Source organism: Dysgonomonas sp. HDW5A (assembly GCF_011299555.1).
Lineage (GTDB): Bacteria > Bacteroidota > Bacteroidia > Bacteroidales > Dysgonomonadaceae > Dysgonomonas_A.
The window spans coordinates 3,480,772-3,505,395 of record NZ_CP049857.1 but is presented as its reverse complement, the minus strand read 5'-3'; the positions used below and the strand labels follow the sequence as shown (position 1 = coordinate 3,505,395).

At 35.0% G+C, this 24,624-nt stretch carries 19 protein-coding genes; 13 read left to right on the top strand and 6 right to left on the bottom strand.

Annotation, left to right across the window (positions count from 1 at the left end):
• Nucleotides 1–32: 32 nt before the first annotated feature.
• From recJ to G7050_RS14580, 3 genes are read left to right on the top strand one after another with little or no spacing between them, the layout of a single operon-like run.
• The gene (gene recJ / locus G7050_RS14590; RefSeq protein WP_166116716.1) at nt 33–1,757 is read left to right on the top strand and encodes a single-stranded-DNA-specific exonuclease RecJ; all 1,725 of its coding nucleotides are present in this window, start codon (nt 33–35) and stop codon (nt 1,755–1,757) included.
• Between the two features lie 22 nt (nt 1,758–1,779).
• The gene (locus G7050_RS14585) at nt 1,780–2,598 is read left to right on the top strand and encodes an MBL fold metallo-hydrolase (RefSeq protein ID WP_166116714.1); all 819 of its coding nucleotides are present in this window, start codon (nt 1,780–1,782) and stop codon (nt 2,596–2,598) included.
• 20 nt (nt 2,599–2,618) lie between these two features.
• Complete coding sequence (locus G7050_RS14580; RefSeq protein ID WP_166116713.1) at nt 2,619–4,529, top strand: ATP-dependent DNA helicase RecQ; 1,911 nt, start codon at nt 2,619–2,621, stop codon at nt 4,527–4,529.
• Nucleotides 4,530–4,590: 61 nt separating this feature from the next.
• Here the strand turns inward: G7050_RS14580 and G7050_RS14575 are convergent, their stop codons facing one another.
• From G7050_RS14575 to G7050_RS14560, 4 genes are all read right to left on the bottom strand, one after another.
• A complete protein-coding gene (locus G7050_RS14575; RefSeq protein ID WP_166116711.1) occupies nt 4,591–4,998 on the bottom strand; it encodes a DUF3836 domain-containing protein in 408 nt (135 codons plus the stop codon).
• Between the two features lie 234 nt (nt 4,999–5,232).
• The gene (locus tag G7050_RS14570) at nt 5,233–5,559 is read right to left on the bottom strand and encodes a hypothetical protein (RefSeq protein ID WP_166116709.1); all 327 of its coding nucleotides are present in this window, start codon (nt 5,557–5,559) and stop codon (nt 5,233–5,235) included.
• 214 nt (nt 5,560–5,773) lie between these two features.
• Entirely contained in the window at nt 5,774–7,825 is a 2,052-nt protein-coding gene (locus G7050_RS14565; protein ID WP_166116707.1) for a M13 family metallopeptidase, read from the bottom strand.
• 32 nt (nt 7,826–7,857) lie between these two features.
• Nucleotides 7,858–8,811 carry an N-acetylornithine carbamoyltransferase gene (locus G7050_RS14560; protein ID WP_166116705.1) on the bottom strand — a complete coding sequence of 318 codons (954 nt, stop codon included), beginning with the start codon at nt 8,809–8,811 and terminating at the stop codon, nt 7,858–7,860.
• A gap of 284 nt (nt 8,812–9,095) precedes the next feature.
• On the opposite strand from G7050_RS14560, the gene G7050_RS14555 reads away from it, so the two are divergent.
• The 3 genes from G7050_RS14555 to G7050_RS14545 all read left to right on the top strand — a co-directional run bounded on the left by G7050_RS14555 (nt 9,096) and on the right by G7050_RS14545 (nt 12,600).
• Entirely contained in the window at nt 9,096–9,428 is a 333-nt protein-coding gene (locus G7050_RS14555) for a multidrug efflux SMR transporter (RefSeq protein ID WP_166116703.1), read from the top strand.
• Nucleotides 9,429–9,632: 204 nt separating this feature from the next.
• Nucleotides 9,633–10,556: a homocysteine S-methyltransferase family protein gene (locus G7050_RS14550; RefSeq protein ID WP_166116702.1), complete on the top strand. Its 924-nt coding sequence runs from the start codon at nt 9,633–9,635 to the stop codon at nt 10,554–10,556.
• 73 nt (nt 10,557–10,629) lie between these two features.
• Nucleotides 10,630–12,600 carry an ABC-F family ATP-binding cassette domain-containing protein gene (locus G7050_RS14545; RefSeq protein ID WP_166116700.1) on the top strand — a complete coding sequence of 657 codons (1,971 nt, stop codon included), beginning with the start codon at nt 10,630–10,632 and terminating at the stop codon, nt 12,598–12,600.
• A 50-nt stretch (nt 12,601–12,650) separates the two neighbouring features.
• Here the strand turns inward: G7050_RS14545 and G7050_RS14540 are convergent, their stop codons facing one another.
• Nucleotides 12,651–13,790: a hypothetical protein gene (locus G7050_RS14540; RefSeq protein WP_166116698.1), complete on the bottom strand. Its 1,140-nt coding sequence runs from the start codon at nt 13,788–13,790 to the stop codon at nt 12,651–12,653.
• A 185-nt stretch (nt 13,791–13,975) separates the two neighbouring features.
• Here G7050_RS14540 and G7050_RS14535 point away from each other — a divergent pair, with 185 nt between their 5' ends.
• The 4 genes from G7050_RS14535 (at nt 13,976) to G7050_RS14520 (ending at nt 18,894) form a co-directional block, all read left to right on the top strand.
• The gene (locus G7050_RS14535; RefSeq protein ID WP_166116696.1) at nt 13,976–16,702 is read left to right on the top strand and encodes an AsmA family protein; all 2,727 of its coding nucleotides are present in this window, start codon (nt 13,976–13,978) and stop codon (nt 16,700–16,702) included.
• 125 nt (nt 16,703–16,827) lie between these two features.
• The gene (locus G7050_RS14530) at nt 16,828–17,496 is read left to right on the top strand and encodes a flavin reductase family protein (protein ID WP_166116694.1); all 669 of its coding nucleotides are present in this window, start codon (nt 16,828–16,830) and stop codon (nt 17,494–17,496) included.
• A 212-nt stretch (nt 17,497–17,708) separates the two neighbouring features.
• On the top strand, nt 17,709–18,068 hold the full coding sequence (locus G7050_RS14525; protein ID WP_166116692.1) for a DUF805 domain-containing protein: 360 nt from the start codon (nt 17,709–17,711) through the stop codon (nt 18,066–18,068).
• Nucleotides 18,069–18,291: 223 nt separating this feature from the next.
• Nucleotides 18,292–18,894 (top strand): nitroreductase family protein, encoded by a 603-nt coding sequence (locus tag G7050_RS14520; protein ID WP_166116690.1) that lies wholly within the window; start codon nt 18,292–18,294, stop codon nt 18,892–18,894.
• A gap of 67 nt (nt 18,895–18,961) precedes the next feature.
• On the opposite strand, the gene gldG is transcribed toward G7050_RS14520, so the two are convergent.
• Nucleotides 18,962–21,379 carry a gliding motility-associated ABC transporter substrate-binding protein GldG gene (gene gldG / locus G7050_RS14515; RefSeq protein ID WP_166116688.1) on the bottom strand — a complete coding sequence of 806 codons (2,418 nt, stop codon included), beginning with the start codon at nt 21,377–21,379 and terminating at the stop codon, nt 18,962–18,964.
• Nucleotides 21,380–21,708: 329 nt separating this feature from the next.
• On the opposite strand from gldG, the gene G7050_RS14510 reads away from it, so the two are divergent.
• The 3 genes from G7050_RS14510 to G7050_RS14500 all read left to right on the top strand — a co-directional run bounded on the left by G7050_RS14510 (nt 21,709) and on the right by G7050_RS14500 (nt 24,614).
• Nucleotides 21,709–22,953 (top strand): hypothetical protein, encoded by a 1,245-nt coding sequence (locus G7050_RS14510; protein ID WP_166116686.1) that lies wholly within the window; start codon nt 21,709–21,711, stop codon nt 22,951–22,953.
• 64 nt (nt 22,954–23,017) lie between these two features.
• Complete coding sequence (gene mscL / locus G7050_RS14505; RefSeq protein WP_166116684.1) at nt 23,018–23,437, top strand: large-conductance mechanosensitive channel protein MscL; 420 nt, start codon at nt 23,018–23,020, stop codon at nt 23,435–23,437.
• Nucleotides 23,438–23,597: 160 nt separating this feature from the next.
• Entirely contained in the window at nt 23,598–24,614 is a 1,017-nt protein-coding gene (locus G7050_RS14500; RefSeq protein WP_166116682.1) for a hypothetical protein, read from the top strand.
• The last annotated feature ends 10 nt before the right edge of the window (nt 24,615–24,624 follow it).

The window sequence follows — 24,624 nt, the reverse complement described above, 5'->3', positions numbered from 1 at the left end:
GCCCTGAAAAGAGAAAAGAAAAACAATATATAATGATTTACAAATGGAATTACAAACCACTTACACCAAAAGAGACAGAGACCAGAGATGAACTAGCAGTTAAGCTGGGAATGCACCCTGCTCTATGTCAACTGCTTATTCAACGAGGAATAGACACTGTTGATAAAGCACATAAGTTCTTTCACCCAAGTTTAAAAGATCTTCATGATCCTTTTCTCTTGCCTGACATGGATAAAGCAATCAATAGAATTGAGAAAGCTTTAGGACAAAAAGAACGTATTTTGGTATATGGTGATTACGATGTGGACGGAACTACAGCTGTAGCTCTCGTGTTTAAGTTCTTAAGAAAGTTTACAACCAATCTCGATTATTACATTCCCGACAGATATGATGAAGGTTATGGAATATCCGAACAGGGAATAGACTATGCTGCTGAAACTGATGTTAAGCTGATTATAGCTCTCGATTGTGGTATAAAAGCCATTGAGAAAGTCAAATATGCTAAAGATAAAGGGATTGACTTTATCATCTGCGATCATCACATGCCGGATGAAACATTACCCGATGCAGTTGCTGTTGTAGATGCAAAACGAGTCGATTCGATTTATCCTTACGAACACTTGTCGGGCTGTGGAGTTGGTTTTAAACTGGCACAGGCTTTAGCTCAAAATAACAAGATCGATTTTTCGGAACTGCTTGATCTGCTTGATCTGGTGGCTGTAAGCATTGCATCCGATATTGTACCATTAACGGGCGAAAATCGTATCCTTACTCATTATGGACTCAAGCAATTGAATTCAAGTCCAAGTATGGGATTACAAGGTATTATTGATATTTGCGGTCTTAATGATAAATCAATTACAGTAAGTGATATTGTATTTAAAATAGGTCCCCGTATCAATGCTTCGGGACGTATGATGAATGGAAAAGAGGCTGTGGATCTACTTTTATCAAACACAGCTCTTGATGCAAAACTCAAAAGTGAAAATATAGACCATTATAATGCAAATCGCCGCGAGCTTGATAAACGTATCACAGACGAGGCGACTAATTTTATAGAGTCGGAACTTGACATAACTAAAATAAACAGTATTGTCATTTTCAATAAAGATTGGCACAAAGGAGTGATCGGAATTGTTGCATCCAGACTGACTGAGAAATACTATCGCCCAGCTGTTGTTCTTACCAAATCGAACAATCTCGTTACAGGATCGGCACGTTCGGTTATGGGTTTTGATGTATACAAAGCAATTGAAGCGTGTAAAGATATACTCGAAAATTTTGGAGGTCATACTTATGCAGCAGGTCTTTCGTTGAAAGAGGAAAATCTGCAAGAATTCAGACGTCGTTTCGAAGCCATGTCTGTAGAGCTAATTGCACCCGAAATGATGCGTCCTCAAATCGACATTAATGCTGAATTAGATTTCATCGATATCAATAATAAATTTGTATCCGATTTAGAGCAATTTGCCCCTTTCGGTCCCGAAAATCTAAATCCTATCTTCGTATCTAAAGATGTTGAAGATTACGGAAACAGTAAGTTAGTAGGAAAAGATTCTTTACATATCAAACTAGATATGGTCGATTCATCACTCAATACCCCCATACATGGTATTGCTTTCAGACAGAGTGGAAGTTTTACTATGATTAAAAATGATCTTTTTGATATTTGTTATACATTAGAAGAAAACGTTCATAATGGAAAAACAAATACGCAACTTTATATAAAAGATATAGATAAAGGACAATTTTCTTAATACAATAATAAAATAACAGCATATGAGAGATTTGATCATGCTTCTCGGTGCAGTAGCAATATTTTCTTGCGCAACTGCATGTAATAGCGGAAAAAAAGTAGAAGATACAAGTAATGTTTCTGAAAATAATACAAATATGGAAGAAACTCAGTCTCAACCCCAATCACTCCCATCGGACAGCTACCTCACCAAAATGGGAGAGCTTAACGTTACCGTAGTAGGACACGCATCTCTGATCTTTACAATTAATGGAAAAGTCATACATGTAGACCCATACTCGAAGGTTGCCGATTATTCGAAACTACCTAAGGCTGATTTAATATTACTTACCCATGAGCATTCTGATCACTTCGATATAAATGCTATTGAGCAAATAAAAAAAGCGAATACTCGTTTTATCGTTTCTAAGGTATGTGCCGATTCTCTAACTTACGGAGAAGTTCTAAACAATGGAGATAAAACGGTTTTTGAAGGAATCGATATTCAGGCTGTTCCTGCATACAATATTGTCAGCAAAAACTCCGATGGTGAATTTTATCATCCTAAAGGCAGAGGTAATGGTTATGTACTTACTTTTGGCAGCGAAAAAGTGTATGTAGCAGGTGATACCGAAAATATTCCCGAAATGAAACAATTAAAGGATATTTATATAGCTTTCTTACCCAAGAACACGCCTTATACTATGACAGATGAAATGTTTGTAGATGCTGTACAAAAAGTATCTCCAATCTATCTTTATCCTTACCACTTTTCGGATTTTAACGATAAGAAAATCTTAAAAGCCTTAGAAAAAGAAAATAATAAAGCCAAAGTATTAGTGCGTTCAATGTCGAACCTCTAAAAATATTCTGAATAACTGAATTGAATATTTTTCATAAAATACTACGTGAATACTGGGGATATTCTGAATTCAGACCTTTACAGGAAGATATCATCAAAAGTGTCTTTTCAGGAAAAGACACTTTAGGTCTTATGCCTACAGGAGGAGGAAAGTCTATTACTTTTCAGGTTCCTGCTTTGGCTATGGATGGTATTTGCCTTGTTATTACCCCCCTTATTGCCCTAATGAAAGATCAGGTAGATAACCTGAAAGAAAAAGGCATAAAAGCATTATCTATATATTCAGGGATGTCTCACAATGAGATAATGATAACATTGGATAATGCGATCTTGGGTGATTACAAATTTCTTTATATATCACCTGAACGATTAGGTACACAGCTATTCCTTACTAAAATTCGGAGTATGAATGTGTGTCTTTTGGCTATTGACGAATCTCACTGTATCTCACAATGGGGATATGACTTCCGCCCGTCATATATGAATATTGCAGATATACGAAAGGAGCTCCCAAATGTTCCTGTCTTGGCACTTACAGCTACTGCAACGCCCGAAGTCACCGATGACATTCAAAACATTCTGGGATTCAAAGAAAAGAATGTTTTCAGAAAAAGCTTCGAACGAAAAAATCTATCCTATATAGTTCGTGAAAGTGATAATAAAACCGAATCACTCATAAAAATTCTATCTAAAATCAAGGGAAGTGCTATCGTATATGTGCGTAGTCGATTACGGACAAAAGAAATAGCTACAGAACTAATACAACAAGGGCTTTCTGCCGATTTCTACCATGCCGGATTGAGTAGCGATGATAAAACTCGTAAACAAAATGCCTGGAAGAATAACGAATGCCGGATTATAGTTTCGACTAATGCTTTCGGTATGGGAATTGACAAACCCGATGTTCGTGTTGTAGTGCATATAGACTTACCCAATTCTATCGAAGAATATTATCAAGAAGCAGGACGTGCAGGCAGAGACGAACAAAAGGCTTATGCTGCTATACTATATTCTAAAACAGACAGCACAAAACTTAAGAAACGTATTGATGATGAATTTCCTGAACGTGAATTTGTAATACGTGTATATGAATCTCTTGCATATTTTTTTCAAATAGCCGAAGGGTTTGGTCTTAACTCAGTCTACGACTTCAGTTTACATCAATTCTGTTCCATTTATAAGTACCCTCTTATCCCGACCCATAATGCTCTAAAGATAATAGAGTTGGCCGGATATATCGAATACACAGATGAAACCGATAATCAATCGAGAGTAATCTTCTCTATCTATCGGGATGAACTATATAAATATGAGTTTTCTCCGGAATACGAGCATCTTATAAATGTAGTATTGAGATTATATACCGGTATATTCGCTGACTATGTAACTATAAATGAAGGAACAATTGCATTACATCTCAAAAAGAGCAGAACAGAAGTCTATCAGATGCTTAAAATATTGGCTAAAAAGCGAATAATAGAATATATACCTTTTAAAAAGACTCCTTTTATAATTTATAAACAACCCAGAGTTTCCATAAAATATCTGGTAATTTCTCAAACTGTATATGAAGTAAGGAAAAAGAGATTCGAGAAACGAATTAAAGGAATTACCGAATATGCCGAACGCAATGACATTTGTCGCAGTAGAATGCTGTTGAGCTATTTTGGAGAGGGTAAGAGTAAAGATTGCGGACAGTGTGACGTATGCCTTGCTAAATCTGATACAGGCCTCAATAATTACAAATTTAATGATATATCAGAAAAAATAGGACAATTAATAACTTACAAGAATTACTCTATCGATGATATAATTAATGAAATATCAGAGTATAAAGAAGAAGATATAATCAATACAATACGATTCCATCTCGACAATGAGACCTATTTTTTTGAAGACGATTACCTAAAGCACAGCAAAAAGAAAGAGTAGCTATCTAATGATACCTACTCTTCCATACTTCTATTAATATATATAATTTGTGAAAAGATGATTATTGTATACATGTGCCGTCTTCATTATAACTATAAGAAGCTTTCTCTGGTTCGTTCCATTTCTTAGTCTTTTCATTCCAATCAGAACGAGATACACTCATCACCTTGGCTCCATCATATGTATAAACCATCTTATTAGAAGGTGTCCAGCTTTTATTTGATTCATTCCATATATAAGTAACTTTAGACACAAATGCGCCTTGTTCATTCAATGTGTTTACTTTCTTTTTGAAAGGTACAAGATTGTTATTTTGAACATCTCCTTTAAAATAAGTAGTAGAAACTACATTTTCTGTCTTTTCAACATTATGATACAATACTGCATCTGAATCTGCTTTTACCACGCTAGAATTAATTGCAAATAAAAACAGAGCAACAATAACTGAAGTAAAAACATTTGCTTTCATAATGATATTTATTTAAATGATTAAACGTTTATTTTTATTATTATGACACAAATATAAGATATAAAAACCAATAAAAATATCATTATGTCACAAATATCACCAAACATGCTATTAAACATACCCACAAAAGAAAGAGAAAGAAAATATCATAACGACATTTTCTTTCTCCTATTTTTATGTAAAATTATTTTCGGTCAGCCAAAGTTGTCAAATAACAACATTTACTTTGTTAATTTACAATGCAAGTATCTTACTTGCTGTTTTTTGTCGAACTTTTGCTATTTTTTTCTCCGATTCTTCATGATATTTTGCAGCTTGCTTATATGCTTTATCTCTTATTTTTTCAGATTCCTTTTGTGCCTTTTTATCTGCCTCCCGATGAGCTTTTTCTGATTTTTCAAGTGCTTCAGTTTTCAATTTTTCAATTTTCTCGGCTTCTTGTTTCTTTAATGCCTCAATCCTCCTGCTAATAACTGGATCGGTAGTAGCCTTACTTTGAGCATAAGAACCCGAAATACCTAGCATTCCGAGTAAAAACATTGATAGTAACAATCTTTTCATACACATAAAATATTTAGTATTAATCACTTAACGCGTGTCTGTACTATAATTTATAAAAAAATAGCCCACAAATCTAAAAAGAGTTATCTAATTATTGATAAAAAAAATGTTATTTTTTCAGAAATGAGTCTTTTCGACTCTTTATAAGCAAAAATCTCCCATGAAAATGAATTCATAGGAGATTTTCTCTATTTATATCGAAATACATCAATAATTACCAAATAGACGAACGTTTTTCTACAGGTAAGTAAAGAGAGTCTTTTTCTGTTATATTAAAGGCTTTGTACCACGCTTCCACATGAGGTAAAGCACCATCAACACGCCATCTGCCTAAAGCATGAGGATCTATTTTTGTCAAACGTCTGATTTCTGCATCTCTGATATTGCCGGCCCAAAGATTTGCATAAGCAAGGAAGAAACGCTGTTGAGGAGTAAATCCATCAATCATTTCATTCGATTGTGCCTGTTTTGTTTTCATAAATGCATAATACGACACTTGTAAACCTCCTTGATCGGCAATATTTTCACCTAAAGTAAATTGTCCATTAGCATGTAAATCGTCCAATACTATAATATTATTGAAGTGATCTGCCAACAGTTTCGCTCTTTCTACAAAGTTAGTTGCATCCTGGGGAGTCCACCAATCGGTCATATTACCATCTTTGTCATATTTACGACCTTGGTCATCAAAACCGTGAGTCATTTCATGACCAATAACCACACCTATTGCCCCATAGTTCACTGCATCATCAGCATCCATATAGAAGAATGGAGGTTGTAAAATACCTGCAGGGAAACATATTTCGTTAGTTGTAGGATTATAATAAGCATTTACTGTCTGAGGAGACATTAACCATTCGGAACGATCAACAGGTTTACCCAATTTGCTCAACATAAAGTCGAATTCAAAGTTAGACGCACGAACGATATTTGCCCAATAGTTATCATCCTTAATCTCTAATGCTGAAACATCTCTCCATTTGTCAGGATAACCAATTTTCACGATAAATGTTCCCAATTTCTCCTGAGCTTTAGCTTTTGTTTCTTTGCTCATCCATTCTAAATTGTTGATGCGTTCGCTCAACGATTCTTTCAGATTGTTTACAAGACCAAGCATACGCTCTTTAGCCTTTGGGGGAAAATATTTCTCAACATACAATTGTCCGACTTCTTCTCCCAGAGCATCATTGATTGTATTTACTGTTCTTTTCCAACGAGGTTGAATCACTTTGCTGCCGCTCATCTCTTTACCATAGAATTCGAAATTTGCATTCACAAATTTATCATCCAGATATTTTGATGCAGCATTGATTAAACACCAAGAAAGATAAGCTTTAGAATCTTTCACAGGTGTAGATTGTATCAATTTTACTGCTGCTGTGATAGGCTCTTTTTGAGAAACATTCAGTTCCTTTAAATCTTTAGCTCCTACAGCCGTAAAAAACTCGTTCCACTTAAATTTAGCTATCGAATCATTTAGGCTACTAACCTGCATTTTATGATAGTTTAGCTCGGGAACGCGTGTTTTTTCTTTTTCGAAATGAGATTTAGCTAATGCTGTTTCTATTTTCATAACAGCAGCTGCCGCAGCCTTAGCATCCGCTTCGGTATAACCTGCATATTTAAACTGTGTTTCCATCAGTTTAATATAGCCTTCACGCAAAGATTTAGATGTAGGATCTGTTGCCAGGTAATATTCACGTTCGCCTAAGCCTAATCCGGCTTGATAGATATGAGCAATATTCATAGAACTATTCATATCGTCAGCACCTACATAGAAACCGAAAAATGGTGCAGATGTATAATGTCTGATTTTTCCCGAAAGAACAATTATATCTTCTACAGTTGAAGCTGCATTGATAGTCGCCAATTGTTCCATAATTGGGGCAGCACCATCTGTGTTCAACCTCACACTGTCCATACCCATTTTATACAAATCTCCGATCTTTTGAGCAGTAGATCCTTGCTTGTTTTCGGTCTTACCCAGTTCAATAATCAGATCTTTAATTTGCTTCTGATTATTTTCTCTCAACTGATCAAACGAACCATAACGAGAATATTCGTCAGGTATAGGATTTGCATCAGCCCATCCTCCTGTAGCAAAACGATAAAAATTGCTACCGGGATTAGCTGTAGTATCCAGGTTCTCGATTTTTAATCCGTCTATCATAACTACCTCCTCCTGTGCGTTAGCTTTCTGTTTACAGCCAACCGTAGTTGCTGCCGCCAGAATCGCCACCGGTAAATAATAATACAATCTATTCATATTTGTTATATTTAATACTTATTATACATTTATTATAAGCTCTCGAGCATGCGTTTGATAACCGTTTGTGCCGAAATCTCGCGATTAGCAGCTTCCTGAACTACAATTGATTGTGGGCTTTCGATCACATCGTCTGTTACAATCATATTACGACGAACAGGCAAACAATGCATAAAATAAGCGTTATTTGTCAAAGCCATTTTCTCAGTAGACACTGTCCAAGCCCTGTCTTTGCTTAATATCTGACCGTAATTAGGATCAGTGTAAGCCGCCCAGTTTTTGGCATATACAAAATCAGCACCTGCTAAAGCCTTATCCTGATCGTATTCTACTTTAGCTCCACGCACAAATTTAGGATCAAGTTCGTATCCTTCCGGATGGGTAATCACAAAATCAACATCAGCCTCATTCATAAAATCGGCAAACGAATTGGGAACTGCTTGAGGTAATGCTTTTGGATGAGGTGCCCATGTTAACACCACTTTGGGTCGAGCAGTCTTTTTGTGCTCCTCGATAGTTATCAAGTCAGCAAAAGCCTGTAAAGGATGTCCTGTAGCCGCTTCCATACTGAAAACGGGACGCCCTGAATATTTAATGAATTGATTCAATATTTTTTCTTCGTAATCGTCTTGCTTATTTTCAAATTGGGCAAAGGCACGCACTCCTATAATATCGCAGTAACAACCCATCACAGGAATAGCTTCCAGTAAATGTTCGGTTTTATCACCATCCATTATTACACCTCTTTCGGTTTCAAGCTTCCATGCACCTTGATTGATATCCAACACCATAGTATTCATTCCAAGATTCATTCCGGCTTTTTGCGTACTCAAACGTGTACGTAAACTGGAGTTGAAAAATACCATCAGCAGAGTTTTGTTTTCTCCTAAATGCTTGTATCCAAATCTGTTTTTTTTAACTTCTAATGCTTCCTGAACGGCAGCATTCAAATCTCCTAAATCCTTGACATTTGTGTACGTTTTCATAGAACGAAATGTATATATGTATTTTTTAATATAACGTCACCTACCTGTTTATAGTCTCGGTAAGTACCACAACCTAAACTTCTCATTATAAAAGATACGGACAAATATTACAATGGCACTTAAAAAGTCAAAGGTAATAATAAATAAAAAGACAAAACCGATCTTTTGTATCAATTTTACAGAAAAAGTAGGTAATCAAACAAATTAGCGAGAGAAGGAAATAACAACAAAACCGACCTATTATGATCTGAAAAGCGTATTTTTGTAGTCTAAAGTTTAGAACAATGAAGCATTATTTATTTCTATTGATGGCTATTGTATTTGAGATAGTAGCAACATCTTCTCTCAAAATGTCCGAACAATTCACTAAACTAATACCTAGTATTGTTACTGTTGTATGTTATATAGCAGCATTTTATTTACTGAGCCTCACTCTTAGAAGCCTGCCTGTAGGAATTGCATATGCATTGTGGTCGGCCATAGGAATTGTATTTATAACTATAATAGGAATATTTGCCTTTAAGCAAATACCCGATCTTCCGGCTATAATAGGATTGGTGCTTATAATTGCCGGAGTAGTAATTATAAATGTATGGTCTAAAACGTCAGCTCATTAAAAACGTATAAAGTTTCATTTCTGTGCTAAATATTCGACAGACGGTGTATGGATACTTCCGTAAGGGCAACCACAAACTTTAGATGATGACTTACAGCTCATCAGTAGACTTGAAACAAAAATAATTACTAAAATCTTTTTCATAAAGAACCTATAAATTGTACTCTTGCAAATGTAGAAATAATAATAAATACTTTTAAAGCTTATGGATTTCTTAACATGCTATACGAAAAAATACCCGTTCTTAATGGAAGGAGCATTAGGGGAACGTCTTAAGCGAGAATCTAAACTAGTATTTGATAACGAAGTATCAATGGCCAGTCTCATTTACACAGACGAAGGTAAAAAGGCTCTGGCTCATCTATGGGGAGAATACATTAATATAGCTAAAACATACAATCTGCCGTTTATTGCAACCACTCCCACCCGACGCGCTAATAAAGAACGCATTAACAATTCAAAATATAATAAAGATATTATTTCCGATAATGTATCTTTCTTGAAAGCTATTAAAGAAAGCTGTCAGACAACTATGTTTATCGGAGGACTTATGGGATGTAAAGGCGATGCTTATCTGGCAAAAGATTTTTTATCGATTGAAGAAGCCCAAGATTTTCATTCATGGCAAGCCAATGCATTTAAAGAATCAGAAGTCGATTTTTTATTTGCTGCAATCATGCCTACTTTACCCGAAGCTATCGGAATGGCAAAAGCTTTAGAAAAGACTAATTTACCTTATATAATTAGTTTCATGGTACGGGAAAACGGATGTCTACTAGACGGAACCTCTATTCACAATGCTATTGAGACCATAGATAAATCAACCCTACAGAATCCGGTTTGTTATATGGCTAATTGCGTACATCCTGGAATTCTATATTCGGCACTGAGCAAGGAATTTAATAGAACACCACTTGTGAAAGATCGTTTTGGAGGGATACAGGCAAATACATCACCACTTTCTCCTGAAGAGCTTGATAACTCCATCGATTTAAAATCTTCTGACCATATTGAGCTTGCTAATGAAATCATTAAGTTGAATGACTTAATCAACCTGAATATTGTAGGGGGCTGTTGTGGTACGGATAATACTCATATAAGTGAGATTGCAAAGAGAATTTCAAGATAAAAAGAAGAGCAAACAGCAACAAATAGGTCGGCAAACTTAAAATTTGTACTTTTGCAAATAAAATTTAGAAAAAGTGATTTCAATAGAAGGACTAACAGTAGAATTTGGAGGTCGTCCTCTTTTCGATAATATATCGTTCGTCGTAAATAAAAAAGACAGAATAGCACTTGTCGGTAAAAATGGAGCCGGCAAAAGTACTATGCTTAAAATATTTGCAGGAATACAACAACCTACACAAGGAAATGTATCTTATCCAAAGGAACTTACCATCGGTTACCTGCCACAGCATATGCAACTGAATGATGGTAATACAGTTCTCGAAGAAGCATCTCTGGCATTTGATCATATACAACAACTCGAAGCAGAACTGGAACAGGTAAATGAGCAACTTGCCACTCGTACCGATTATGAATCGAAAGAGTATCATAATCTGATAGACCGTTCTTCTTACCTCAATGAGCAGTTCCTTATGTCGGGAGGAGGTAATTTTCTGGCAGAAGTAGAAAAGACATTAATTGGGCTAGGTTTTAAACGCAGCGATTTCGAACGTCCGACAAATGAATTTAGCGGAGGATGGCGTATGCGTATCGAACTAACAAAGCTATTACTTCGTCGTCCGGATGTATTACTGCTCGATGAGCCGACCAATCACCTCGATATTGAGTCAATACAATGGTTGGAGAATTTTCTGTCAACCCATGCCAATGCTGTTATTTTAGTTTCTCACGACAGGGCCTTTCTGGATGCTGTAACCACACGCACAATAGAAATATCTCTGGGGAAAATTCACGATTATAAAGTTCATTATACCAAATATGTAGAGCTGAGAAAAGAACGCCGTGAACAGCAAATCAGGGCATATGAAAATCAACAAAAACAAATACAAGAAACGGAAGATTTTATAGAACGTTTTCGCTATAAAGCAACTAAGGCTGTACAGGTACAATCGAGAATCAAACAATTAGACAAAATAGACCGTTTGGAAGTAGATGAAGAAGATAATTCGAGTCTTCGCTTAAAATTCCCACCTGCTCCCCGATCGGGTTCATATCCTGTTATTGCCGAGAATCTGGAAAAGAGCTATGGCGATCACCTCATTTTTAAAGATGCAACATTTACTATCAATAGAGGAGATAAAGTTGCTTTTGTTGGCAAGAACGGTGAAGGTAAATCGACATTAGTCAAATGTATCATGGAGGAAACCGATTTCAAAGGAAAATTGGAATTGGGACATAACGTAAAAATCGGATATTTTGCACAGAATCAAGCTTCATTATTGGACGAAAATCGTACAGTATTCGAAACGATAGATTATGTAGCAACAGGTGATATACGTACCAAAATACGTGATATACTGGGAGCTTTTATGTTTGGAGGAGAAGCTTCGGACAAAAAAGTGAAAGTACTTTCGGGAGGAGAACGCAGCCGTCTGGCTATGATACGTTTACTTTTAGAACCTGTAAACCTTTTGATTTTGGATGAGCCGACCAATCACCTCGACATGAGATCAAAGGATGTATTGAAGGACGCTATCAAAGAATTTGATGGTACAGTAATAGTTGTATCCCACGACCGTGAATTTTTAGACGGACTTGTTGATAAAGTATACGAATTTGGAAATCAACAAGTAAAAGAACACTTGTACGGTATTTACGAATTTCTCCAAAAGAAGAAAATGGATACTTTACAGGAGTTGGAAGCTGTTTCGGCTGCTAAAGTTGAAGCATCCATAGCAAAAGCAAATGAGGCTAGTACAGCAACACCAGCTTCTACCCCATCGGAAAATAAGCTTTCGTACGAAGAGCGAAAAGAATTAAATCGCCTTATCAAACGTCTCGAAAAACAGATCGCTGATATCGAACACAAAATAGAACGGATGGAACAAGAAAAAGCTTCATTAGAGGAAACTCTTGCTACTCCCGAAGGATCAAGCGATTCTACTCTATTTGAGAAACATGGCAAGATGTCAAAAGATATAGAAAACGAAATGAGTACTTGGGAACTAATCACAATGGAACTCGAAGAAATGAGAACTAAATCATAAAAAAAGAGAGATCGTTTGATCTCTCTTTTTTATAATATAAAGCACTCTAATTATTTATTCTCCAGTTGTTCTATTCTCCTATTTTGTTTTTCAATTATAGATTGTTGCTCATTCAATCTCTTTTCTTGACTTATTGTATATAAAGTCAGTTCCTCTATTTTTTGAAGTAGTTTTATTTGAAACTCATTCATACTAAGACCATTTTCCTGCATTTGTTTTTCAGAGGGAATTTCTGGCAAATGCTTGTTTTCTTTTACAAAAGCTTCGACTTCAGATAAAGGCTTTAAGTTATAATCACGGTTGAAAACATAGTCGGCACCTGATAATACTTGAACCTTAACTTCCGATGCAGAGATTGTCCCACGTACATCCAATTTAGCTTGTGGATCCTCGGTTCCGATACCTACGTCTCCACTCGCTGCAATATGCATCCGCACGTAAGGTGTTGAACTTGCCCATGTTGTCAAAAACTGAAGGCAATTATCCCACGAACCACCTCTATAGGCTCTAATTACTGAACTTCCAGCCGATTCAAATTCAAAACTGAGATCTCTTTGCCCCGCTTTTCCCGAAGGAAGATTAGGTCCTTTTATTACCAGTTTAGGTTTGATAGAACCATCATTAGAACCAACCCTCACATCACCATTCACATCAAGTTGACATTCAGGATTTTCCGTCCCAATACCAACATTCCCTGCAAAAACATTTTTATAAGGAACTTGCGTTTGTTGAGTTCCTGCTAAAGCTGCATCCACAACAGTCCATCCCTGAAAATACTCGGGCTTTTCAGCAACTCCTTGAGCAAAAGAACTAACTGTAAATCTCTGATAACTAACTTTCTGATCTAAAAATATGACAACTTTACCATTTTCATTGCTTAACCATATACCCGGAGCTGTTCCTCCAAAACTTGTTGCAGTTGGCGTATAAAATATATTATCATAAATATACCAGGCAATACTTAAATTGAGTATTCCAACCTGTGACTTATAACCTGAATAGTTATAACCTTCAATTTTAATTGTCAGCATTTGGCTACTATTCAGAAAAGGCAAATTAGTTTTAATCTTCACACCATAAGTGGGTGTTCCATTGAAGTTATAATTCACAATATTAGGATAGTTTTGGCTTAAAGCATAAAGTCCACTTATAAAAAAGAGGAGAAAAAAAGAAAAGAGTCGAATTTTCATAGTTTGTTATTTTTCATTATTTTTCATAAACATTTCGAAAACAAAATTAATAAAAATTCATCTTTTTTCAGAACACTCCAACTCCATTATACCAAAATACATTCATATACATTAACAATTATCCTTACAATTGTAGTAAACTAAAGATTTAACTTTAGCCCCAATAAAAACAACTAACAGAAAAAATGAAAAAAGGTGTAAAAAAAGGTTTGATAATAGGAGGCGGAGTTTTCGTACTCCTTCTTGCAATTATGATTTCAATTCCATTTCTTTTTAAAGATAAGATCAAAGATGCGGTGATTGATGCTGCTAATAAAAATCTAAATGCGGAACTACATGTAAAAGATTTTGGAGTCAGTATTTTTTCAAATTTCCCAAATATAACACTATCTCTTGAAGATATGTCTCTTAGCGGGATAGGTGATTTTGCAGGAGATACCTTAGTCAAAGCCAAATCAGCGAATGTTACTTTGAATATAATGCAAGTATTGAAGGGAAACTACGAAGTATCAAAAATCAATATGAACGGAGCAGTTGTATATGCCAAGGTATTAACTGACGGCCGTGTCAATTGGGACATAGTTAAAGTAGATTCAGCAGAAGTTACTCCAACCGCCGATAGTAATGAAGAAGGAAGCTCCTCTTCATTTAATCTCAAGTTACAAAAAGTATCCCTGGATAATTGTCAAGTAACCTATGATGATCAGCAATCCAATATGAAAGTTATATTAAACAATTGGAATGGTGAAGTATCAGGTGATTTTAGTGCAAATAACACGACTCTGAAAACAAAATCGTCCATTGGCGAAGTATCATTTATCATGGATGGAATACCTTATCTGTCTAAAATAAAAGGATTGGCCAATGCAACTGTTGATGCTGATATGGAAAAAATCAAGTTTACGTTTGTAGAAAGCGACCTACAATTAAATGACGTAAAAGCGTCTATTGACGGTTCTTTAGCAATGGTAGGTGAAGAAGGAATGGATTTTGACCTGAAACTGAAAGCTCCCGAAACACAATTTAAAGACATTCTGTCGATACTTCCGGCTATGTATACCGAAGATTTTAAAGACATCAAAACCTCGGGCACAGCTTCTATGGATGGATTTATAAAAGGCCTCATGCAAGGTGAACAATATCCGGCGTTTGACTTCAAACTACTCATCAATAATGCCATGTTTCAATATCCATCATTACCCAAATCAGTGGATAATATTAATGTAGAAATGGGTATCAGTAATAAAGGCGGTTCTTTTGATAATACAATCATCGACATCAGTAAATTTAATTTTACGATGGCAGGCAATCCATTCGCTGCCAGCCTGAACATTCAGACTCCAATGAGTGATCCCAACCTCAAAGCTCATATGAAGGGAATAATTGATTTAGCAGTGATCAAAGAAGTATATCCTCTAGATAAAGGAACGGAACTAAACGGAAAGCTTACTGCGGATCTTGATATCGCAGCACGAATGTCGGCTATTGAGAAAGAGCAATATCAAAATGTACATGCAAGTGGAGCTTTGAAAATGAATAACATGATGTACAAATCCAGCGATATGCAAGATATTGTTATCAATAATGCAGAGCTAGGGTTCACACCGCAATATGTGAACCTATCATCATTAGATGTAAAAATCGGAAAGAATGATATCTCAGCAACAGGACGTCTCGAAAATTTTATAGCTTATGCTCTAAAAGATCAAACATTAAAAGGTCAGCTTACTCTAAAATCGAATTACTTCAATCTCAACGATTTTATGGGAGAAAGTACAGCCGCAGCCGGTGGGAGTCAACAGAGTCCTACAGATGCAACTCCAACAACATCTTCAAATCAATCATCTGAAAATTTTGTAGTTCCGACAAATCTTAATTTTGCACTAAATGCAGATATGAAGCACGTTGTGTACGAAAAAGTCGACATTACCAACCTAAAAGGAGCTATAACTGTAAAAGACGGTACAATAACCATGCAGGATGTAACAGGAAATGCGTTAGGCGGAACAGCCAAAGTTACGGGATCATACAGCACAGCTATTGACCCCAAAAATCCGAAAGTAACATTGAATGCAAACATCAATAAAGCTTCTTTTGCCGAAACATTCAAGTCGGTAGAATCTATTCAGAAATTTGCACCTGTATTTGATAAAGTATTGGGCAATTATTCAATGAGTATGAATATGAATGCATCGATGAGTGACAACTTATTGCAAATGCTAAGCGGACTAACCGCCAGTGGCGTTTTACAAGCTAATGATGTGCAAGTAGAAGGCGTAGAGGCTTTAAACAAATTATCATCAAGTCTCAAAACTGATGCTCTTAAATCGTTCTCTGCAAAAGATGTAAGTATTCCATTTACCATCAACGATGGTAAAATTAATACAAAACCATTCAGTATTGGTATAGGAGACGGAGGAAAGCTAAATCTTGAAGGCACAACAGGGTTAGACCAATCTATCAATTATAAGGGATCTATTACCTTACCGAAATCAATGGCGAATGCTTATTTAAGTAATATTCCAATTACTATAGGAGGCACATTTAGCGACCCTAAAATTGGAGTTGATACCAAAAGCCTCATAGGAAATCTATTAACAGGCGACACAGTCGGTAAGTTATTAGGAGGAAGTGCAAGCGATAAACAAGAGGATCTAACAGCCAAAGCCGGAGAAGAAAAAGCAAAACAAATCCAAAAACTTCGCGATGATGCTAAAACAGCCAATGATAAATTAGTAGAGGAAGCACAAAAACGAGGACAACAACTTGTTAGTGCTGCCGAACCTAAAGGAGCATTAGCTAAACTTGCTGCACAAAAAGCGGCAGAGCAACTTGTATCAGAAGCAAAAAAGAATGGCAAAAAATTTACTGATGAGGCTGAGGTACAAATCAAGAAACTAGAAGCTCAATAATACATCTTCCCTATTTATTGCTTTGAAAAGTATGGTAAGAAATCGATACTTACCGCAAATTGAAAAGTCAGTAAATATAGAAGAGTCATAATATTTTAATGAATTGATATACAAATTATAAAAAGATGAAAAAGATTATTTTATTATTCGTGAGTGTTGTATTGCTATCATCATGTAATAACGCTTCAAAAGAACAGAATGCTGATAAACAAACAACCGACAGCACAACTGTATCTACAACTACAGCCGATGTAGCAAACAAAAGTTTCGATGAATTATTCAAAGCTATTGATGCAAAAGATATCAATCAGAATATATTCAAATTATTAGGTGAAAACTACTCTGTAATTACTGCCGGAACGGATAGTATATATAATTCGATGACTGCCAGCTGGGGTGGATGGGGTAGATTATATGAAAAACAGGTTGCTTGGTGTACGCTGAATGCAGGGCGTTATACCTTAGAATTAATAAAGAAAGAGGGAAGATATACTTTTTCCTTTTTTGATGATGCATACAAGGATCAAGTACTCTTCTTAGGTAGTAAAACGGGTCGTGATTCTGACAAAATGAAAGAATTGAAATTAACTAAAGTGGATACTCCTTCCGGAAATATAACTTACAAAGAAGCCTTTCTTGTTTTAGAATGTAAATTAATACAACAGTCTACAATTAATCCTGCTGACGCGAAAGAAGTTGAGGATAAAAAATTCTTAGAAGATGCCAAGAAAAGCGGTAAAGGATATCACCAATTGTTAATAGGAGATATAACTAAGGTTTGGTTAAGAAAATAACCTATTTGTTAAACAAGAGAGACTAAACAAAACACAACTATATATAAATCAACAAGATATATATAATTGTGAAAAATTGGAGCATTAATTTGATATTTGTATGATAAAATTCATTAATTTTGCAAAGCAATTTGTCAAATGACACATTAAGCTCTTAACAGGACAATTTAATAGGTTATTCAATTTTCAAATTATTTAAAAATAAAACAATTATGAATTTCAATTACTTTCTAGACGCAGTAAAAAACAAATATGCTGATTTTAACGGCAGAGCAAGAAGACAAGAATACTGGATGTATATCCTTGTTTATATTATCCTAGCTATTGTTGCTGGTATTATTGACAGTATCATCGGAATGCAAATCGTAGGTAGTATCTTAGGTTTAGCATTACTAGTACCTAGTTTAGCCGTAGGTGTAAGAAGACTACACGATATTAGCAAAAGCGGTTGGTTTTTACTACTTGGTATCGTTCCAATTGCAAACTTTTATCTTCTTTATCTTTTAGTTCAGGACGGAACTCCAGGATCAAACGAGTATGGAGCCAATCCTAAAGAAGTATCAAATATCTAAACCATATGGTTTAAAATATTGAAGAAATATGTAAAAAGCCCCTTTTAAAAAGGGGCTTTTTCTGTATTATGACTGCATATAGTGTAACTAAATTTACACTGCTAATTAAAAACCAATAGGAAATGTAATTAGTGAAAGCATTTTCAATACTTAAAAAGACACATTGAAACACAACAAAAGAAAGTGACTCGTTGTTAATATATAAACTAAATTATAAACAATTATGGCTCGTAATTTTAAAGAAACAATTAAACATCGCAGAACTTATTATTCAATAAGTAACACTTCTCCAATCTCAGACAAAGAAATACAAGAAATTGTGGAATATGCAGTACTACATGTACCATCCGCATTCAATTCTCAATCAACAAGGGTTGTTTTATTACTTGGAGACAATCACCTTAAACTATGGAGTATTGTAAAAGAAACATTGAGAAAAATTGTACCTGAAAAGGATTTCAAAGCAACAGAAGATAAAATTGATGGTTGTTTTGCTGCAGGGTATGGAACAATCTTATATTTCGAAGACCAGGCAGTAGTAGAAGGCTTACAAAAACAATTTCCATCATACAGCGATAATTTCCCTAAATGGTCACAACATACAGCAGGAATGCATCAATTTGCCATATGGAATATGTTAGAAGATGCCGGATTAGGAGCTTCATTACAACATTATAATCCATTAATAGACGAAGAAGTTGCTAAAACATGGAATCTGGATTCTAACTGGAAACTAATAGCTCAAATGCCATTTGGTACTCCCCTTCAAGAACCGGGAGAAAAAGAATTCTCACCTTTGGACAAAAGAGTATTGGTATTTAAATAAGGTTTTATATCTTTTAGAATAACATATAATCACAAAAGAAAGCCTCTTAATCGGGACTTTCTTTTTTTTATAATAATTTACGAGTATACTTATAACGACGCCATAAAGTAACACCTCCCAAAATCAAGATGATAAAACATAAAGGAAATACTATATTTAAAATTGTATATTTAGTTCTACTTTCGTAAATTAGTCTCTTATCCAATAAATTCAACTTCTGTGTTTTCGAGCGAAGTTCCATCCAACCGTCATCATTTGCAAGCCAGTTAACTGCATTGACAATAAAATCCCTATTACCGTATCTACGTCCTGATATCCGATCATACCCCATAGGCAACACTTCGGAATCATCGCCCTCTCCTATTATTTCATTCTTTATAATATCGGACGAGGCTACAACAATCATTTTAGTGTCTACACTCTCAATCTGCATTTTATGATTTTGCTGATTGACACTATCGGGTATTAGCCGATTATTGAAAGCGGATTGAAATTTACCTTCCAATGCCACAGCAATCGGAAGAAATGAGTCTTTAAAGTAGTTTGCATCCGATTGAATGTGTTCTACATCAAAAGTTATCATTTCCGGTACAGGAATAATACGACTATGTTGAGAAGTTGTCAAAAGAATAGTTTTAGCTGCCAACTTCGATTTATTTAATAAATCAATACTACTCACAAATGCAGCTTTTACGTCTGTAATGTCTTTAGTTATTATATTGTCAAACGATGGCAGCAACAAAGGTGAATAATACCAAGGAATACTTACAGGTTGTGCATCTGAATGGTTTTGCACTAATATTTGCGAGGACTGAGAATCCTGTATAAAATTAGGTTCTATACGCACCCCATAAGTAAAAAGAAGATCATCCAGAGATGTCTCATTCTTCATACTGGCAGATTGTCCTTTATTAGCCAAGTCGTCTAAAGAAACATAAGCTCCGTCAATGAGCCAGAGAATACGCCCGCCCTTCATCAAGTATTGGTCTAGGATATACTTTTCAGTTTCCGAATACCGTTGTGTAGGTCCTGCAATAATAACCACCTTAAAATCGTTCAATACAGATGGGTCGTTTCCTATTTGTCCCCTATTAACAAAGAAATACTTCGCCAAAGCTTCTTCGGCATCATACACATAAGCACGAGGTAATTCTCCGTGTCCCTCTATAAAAGCAATAGCCTGAGGTTCACTTCTCAGTAAGAGGCGTAAAGCATCTATAAATTGAAACTCAAGATTAACAATAGAAGCAGTCAAATTTTCTTCTGCAGTATTCCCTTTTATATTCTTTAATAAAGGGACTTGCAGAGTATCTTGATTCACAATCACTTCCGCATAAGGATAAATCAGTTGTTTACTAACCTTTCCATCCCTATCAACTTCATTGAGCATAACCGATGGCATTTCATGCTTAGCCATATATTCAGGAAGTTCTTCTCTTGAAATATGCAGTGATGAAGGATCAATAAAAGAAATATCCATTTTATAATCTGCATAACGATTCAGATCAATTAAGAATTGATTTGTAGCATTCCGCAGACGCTGAAAACCATAATTCAAGTTTCCCTCCAGATACACATTTATTTTTACTTTAGCAGTACTATTATCTGCAATCGTAGAAACAAGTTCCTTCGAATAATCACCAATTGTATACCTTTTATCCAGAGTTAGATCAAGCTGAGTATTTGGCAAGAAAAGTATTATAATATTAAGTCCTAAAAGACCTATTCCAAAAGTCAATAGTCTTTTTTTTACATTTTTATTGTTAAGGGTCAGAATACAAATAGTTATCAAATATGCAATAAGAATATAATTAATAAATATCCATATATTACCAATCGTAACAACTCCTCTTTGTATTTGTATTATATGATGGTACAAGCCGCATGAAGCAATAAATACCCTAGTACTTCCCGTTTGGAATATGGTACTCAACAAGTCGAAACCAAAATATACTATAAAGTTTAAAAGCAAAGCTAGTATAAATGATACAATTTGATTCTGTGAAAGAGATGAAGCAAATATCCCCAGAGCGATAAAAACTCCTGACAAACATATTAATGACACATACGATAAAAGTATAACCCCAATATCAAGAGTTCCGACCGAATTACTTAGAGCTGATAAAGTATAAACATATATGAGAGTGGGTAATATCACTATAATCACAAAAATTAAAGCAGATATCCATTTACTCCATACAATTCGGGAAACGCTTATAGGACGCGAACGAAGCATATCTAAAGTACGAGTCCGCTTTTCTTCAGCAATAAGACGCATTGTTAATGCAGGAATAAGAAGTAAAAGAAGTATAGATGAAAGACTGAAGAATTTATCTAAACTGGCATAACCAATATCCAGAATATTGAAATTACCCTCAAAAAGCCAAAGCATCAATCCGTTTGCAAGTAAAAAAATCAGTGCAAAAAATAATCCTATACCTGAGCATAGTATGGAAATCAATTCTTTTCGTATCAAAACTCTCATCCGAAATCTACCTTTTAAACATTACTTGCTACCTATCCGCTATTCTAAATATTGACTATCAACAATAATATCTCCGAACCTTATAACCACAAAGATATACAATCGATAAACTATAATGATGCCTTTTTGTTATGTATAGAAGTTAAATCTAAAGAAATATTACTATATCTTTGTAATTAGCCAATTTAGTACAATAAAATAATTATTAGTAATTAATAGAGGTTACCAATTAAGTCTGATACCTCGTTTAATATATGCGAATAAAATCCGGAGTAAAAATAAGCCTTTTATCTTTATTAGTTATTGTAATAATAACAATTGGCATCGTTATGTTTCAAAAACTTAGCCATGATAAGGGAGTATTTGAAACAGATATCTACACTCATATTCCATCCGAAGTAACAGGTATATTACAAATCAACAAAGAAAAGAGTTTAAAAGCATTCACTGTTTCTTTTCCTGAACTTGAAGATATAATATTCTCTGCCGAAGGCTCTCTCACTTATCCTATATTAATTGCTGAGCATAAAAAAGACTTATATATAATAAGTAAAGTAACCAGCGAACAAGAGTCGAGAATTAGATCACTATTGAAGAATACCTTATTCCCGTCTTTCGCCCCCAAGGTTAGAATATATAAAGATGTTAAGATTCTCTTTTATCCGGCAAATGACAACCGTTTTTTTTCTTGCATGTTTTATCAGGGGTTTTTCATAGGTGGATACAATTACACTTTATTAGAAAGTTTTGTTGATACCGATGCTTCCAATAATATATTCAGTAAAAAACAAGCAGCCGAAATAGCTAAGAAAATAAAAACCAGCTATGATGCAAATCTCTATTTTAATAACAGCACATTTTTTACGGCCTTTAATATCGATTTAGAAGGAAATCAAATGGAATTGGCCGGTTTTACAAATAATACATTTTCAGACAACTGGCCTAATGAGGTTACTTCCGAAAATGACAGTATAGCTATTGATTATTCTATATTTCCCGATTCTCTAATCTCATATACTATAAATACAGACGCGGCAAGTATATCAAGTTCGCTTATATGTCTGTTTAATGCACCATCATATGGTTTTATACTAAATAAAAATCAGAAATCCCCCATATACGCACTAAAATATATGCAGGATCGTTTTGATATCTACAATCATTTAAATAAACTGGAAGTAAACTATATCCAAAGAAAATTTAGTACCAGAGATGTCGTTTTGGGTAATCAGCATATCTATATGACGTCAGAACAAATGGGACGTGAGGTTTTTCATCATAACTCACCAGTCTATCTCTCTTTCTATAAAAACTATCTTTTGGTCTCTGCTGACAGAGAAACTTTGGTTCAGTATCTTAAAGAAAATGGACAGTATAAAATAAAGACAGCTTTTGATCCTATAAATATAAGTCCACAAACAATATCTTTATTTTTCAGTAATAATATACAAGAATTTTATCCGGAATACTTGACTAATTATTTTCTGATACAAAAAATGGCTAAAGGCCAAACTTACATCAAAACTTATACGGAAGACGGTGAGAAGAAAATAGAAATCTTATTAAACAATTAATAACTTATCAATGTTATACAATCAACACTTATAATGAGAAAGTATAACTAATAAAACAATAAACATGGCAATAATAAAAGAGCTTAAAGCATTCATGATGCGTGGTAATGTGGTCGATATGGCAGTCGGGGTAATAGTCGGCGGAGCATTCGGGCAGATTGTAAATTCACTTGTGAATGATGTTATTATGCCTCCGATCGGAGTACTTCTTAATGGTGTAAATTTTTCAGATTTAAAATTCGTTATAAAAGAAGCTTCTGTGAATGGGGCCGGAACTGCACTACCGGCAGTTAGCCTCAATTATGGCAACTTCATACAGATGGTTATCAACTTTGTTATTATATCAACTGCTATATTCTTTGTTATTAAAGGAATGAACAGTCTTCAGAATAAGAAAGAAGAAGTACCGGCAGCCCCTCCTGCCCCATCCAAAGAAGAAGTTTTACTTGCTGAGATCAGAGATCTTCTCAAAGAAAAAAAATAATGATCTCGTCACTATTTTAGTATAAGATTAAGAAATAAAACATAAGGCTCTTTTTTAGTTATCTAGCTCTATTTGACACTAGAAAGTTTCATAGTCAACAAAGTCAGCGTAGTTGCTGGATGTTGATTGGTTGCAAATTAAAACTAAATAAGAATGCCTTATGAAACTTGATAATTTTTTATTAATCCTACTTGGATTTGTATCTTGCAGTGATGAAGAATTTGAAGGTCCACTTGTTCCTCCAGTTTCACCGTATGAAAATGCTCTCAATACTCCTCTTGTTTTTGTTGATAATCTTTTAAACACGTCAACAAGTTATAATGCTGTAAGAATAGGCGAATATCTCTGGATCGATAGCAATATAAACCACTATGCCGGCGAGTCCTTTAGCAAAGAAGATATAAATCTTATCCTAAAGAGATATAGAATAGATACTACTCTCCTCAAAAATGTAAGTGCTCAGGAAATTAATAAATATTGCGGTCCATATTATGACCGTGAACGTTTCGAATATCTTGAAGACAGAGACATCTGTGTGATCTATGAAGGTAAAAACAAAGTCTTAACCTCAGGATGGGGAGCACCATCTAACAGCGATGTACGGCAACTATTTGCAATGTGCGGCAATGCCACCGAGCAAGATGTACGAACCACCCTTACTGTTAAAGCCGGAAGTAATCCGGTTGCTAAAGCTGGATTAACTTACTGGTTTGGTCCCAATAACACGAATAAATATCGACTCAATTTAATGCCATCGGGAGCCCGGTTTAATGGATCTCAAGTCTGGAAATTAAATCATACTCTCAACGATGTAGAATATTTTAATGTCGAAACAGGTGATTTCTATGGGTTTGTTGAAGCCGTAGTAATACCTACATGGGATGGAAGAGCTTCTATTGATGATTATCCACATACAGATCCAACAAAATATTGGCATTGGATGCCTGTGCGATGGTGCCGAAAGCTTACAGCTATAGAACTAGGTTATAGGCTATTTATCAATAAAGCACAAAGTGAAATTATAAAACTAACCCCTAATGCATCTGCCCCTGGTGGGTACAGCGAATTGCCAAATGGATATATTAGAGGATTCTATGTTCAGTTTATTCTGAATAATCCCAATCCTCAAAAAACGGTAGCACAGATTGTTGCAATGGCTAAAAGTTTATATCAATAATAGAGAGTAA